Source organism: Cohnella xylanilytica (assembly GCF_014212175.1).
In the GTDB taxonomy this organism is placed as follows: Bacteria; Bacillota; Bacilli; order Paenibacillales; family Paenibacillaceae; genus Cohnella; species Cohnella xylanilytica.
The window spans coordinates 1-1,961 of sequence record NZ_JACJVR010000006.1 but is presented as its reverse complement, the minus strand read 5'-3'; the positions used below and the strand labels follow the sequence as shown (position 1 = coordinate 1,961).

The following is a 1,961-nucleotide window of genomic DNA, read 5'->3' as shown; positions in this document are numbered from 1 at the left end:
GTACATGTGTATGAAAAATCGAAATAAAGATCGCCTCAAGAAAGCACGCAAAAGCACGCAGTTTGTTTTGTGTGAAAAATCATACAAATTCTACCTTGTATGCTAAGAGCAGCTCCTGGTTTAGGGGTTGCTCTTAAATTTTTGCACTTTGAAAACTGAATGTTTATGTCCCGGTGGGGGACGCAGCCCAAGCGAAGCGCGGGAGCGGCCCGAAGGGACGAAAATAGGTGTTTACGATCTTGGGCTGTCCTTGGGAAAATGCCAATAGGTGCTACCGACGGGAATGTTCCTTTTCCCTCCTGTAGACTCCTCATGCGGGTTCTACCATTTGAGATTGTTCCCTTGGCCTCTTCCGTATTTTCCTACACGCTGACTGTATCCCGCGCGTCGCCATCCCTTCCGCATTGCAGAGGAAGGTTCGTGCACCGATGGGCCGCGGTGTATACCAATAGCTCGCAAGGCTGTAAGCGGAGAGCTTTCCCAAGGACATCCCAGGACCGTAGCGCCGAGTCCGTTACAAAGGAGGTGATTTCCATGTCCCATATCTTGTTTGTCGGGATCGATGTAAGCAGCAAGAACAACGTGGTTTGTTGCCTTCCCGAAGGCGACAGCGCCAAACCTTTAAGCCGCTTTACCGTGTCCAACGACGAGCCCGGCGTGCTCGCTTTCCAAGAGCGGATCCTCGCCCTCATGCAGAAGCACAATCTGTCTTCCATTCGCTTCGGCCTTGAGGCGACCGGCTGTTACTCCAGCCATCTCGCCCGGTACTTGGAGAGCGTGCTGAGCTTCTCGCCGCATGAGCACAGCGTCTATGTGTTCAACCCCAGTCTTATCAAGGTGTTCAAGAAGTCTCACTTTCTTGACGCCCCGAAAAACGACAGGGTAGACGCCTGGTTCATCGCCGCTAAGCTCCGATCCGGTCATCTACCCCGTGCCTTCACGTGGAGCGAGACCAACGCTGCGTTGCAGCGCCTCTGCCGGACTCGTTTCCACGTTGTTCAGAATTTGACACGGGAGACGAATTTCCTGCTGACCCATTTGTTCCTGAAGTTCAGCAGCTATACGGCCGGGCCGTTCGGCAAGAAAACGTCGGCGACGAGCCTTGCAGTAATGGAGCACTTCGCCAGCGTCGAGAACATCATCGACATGTCCGTAGATGACCTTGTGGCATTCGTCGCCCGGTGCGGCAAAAATCGCTTTGAGAACCCGCAGGAGGTCGCCCAAGCCCTGCAGAAGGCGGCTCGTTCTTCTTACCGCTTGCCTAAGGCAATGGCGGATGCTGTGAATCTGGCGATGGCCTCCAACATCCGGATTATCCGTTCACTCCAGGAACAGGCCAAGTCGCTACAGAAGGCGATTGAAGAACATCTGGCCACCATCCCGCAGACGCTTACGTCTGTTCCGGGAATCGGTCCAATCTTTGCCGCAGGCCTGATCTCGGAGATTGGCGACATCCAGCGTTTCCCGAACCAAACGGCGCTTGCCAAGTACGCAGGCCTCTCTTGGACGGAAAGTCAATCCGGCGATTTCAAAGGCGTAGAATCCCGGCTTATTAAATCCGGCAACCGCTATCTGAAGTACTACTTCATCGAAGCCGCAAAGAGTGTTCAGGTGCACGACACTGTATTTGCGCAGTACTTTAGTCTCAAGGCGGCCGAGCCGGCCAAATATGCCGAAAAACGTGCCCTTGCGCTTACAGCTCGTAAACTGGTGCGGTTGGTCGACTACCTGCTCCGAACCAACCGACTTTACGAACCCAGAGAGGTGAACCGACAACACGGGTGACATAGGTCCATAAACGAGCCACCTATTTCCCGGTACATAAGGAAATATCTGAAAATCCGGGTAGGGCAGGTTTAGTTTGGGTTTGTCTTTTTCCGGGTCACCCCCTGAAAAGAGTGCGGTTCATTCAAATTCGTCTGATTTATGGTCTTGACATAGCACCGCTGCTCTCTCTGACG

Annotated in this window: 1 protein-coding gene; it reads left to right on the top strand. The window is 53.4% G+C overall.

The features are described from left to right. The first annotated feature begins 534 nt into the window (after window positions 1-534). On the top strand, window positions 535-1,785 hold the full coding sequence (locus H7B90_RS02730; RefSeq protein WP_185134342.1) for an IS110 family RNA-guided transposase: 1,251 nt from the start codon (window positions 535-537) through the stop codon (window positions 1,783-1,785). The last annotated feature ends 176 nt before the right edge of the window (window positions 1,786-1,961 follow it).

What these genes read in the sequence shown, in the direction of transcription:
- H7B90_RS02730 (WP_185134342.1), top strand. Translation starts at nt 535, where the DNA reads ATGTCCCATATCTTGTTTGTCGGGATCGATGTAAGCAGCAAGAACAAC.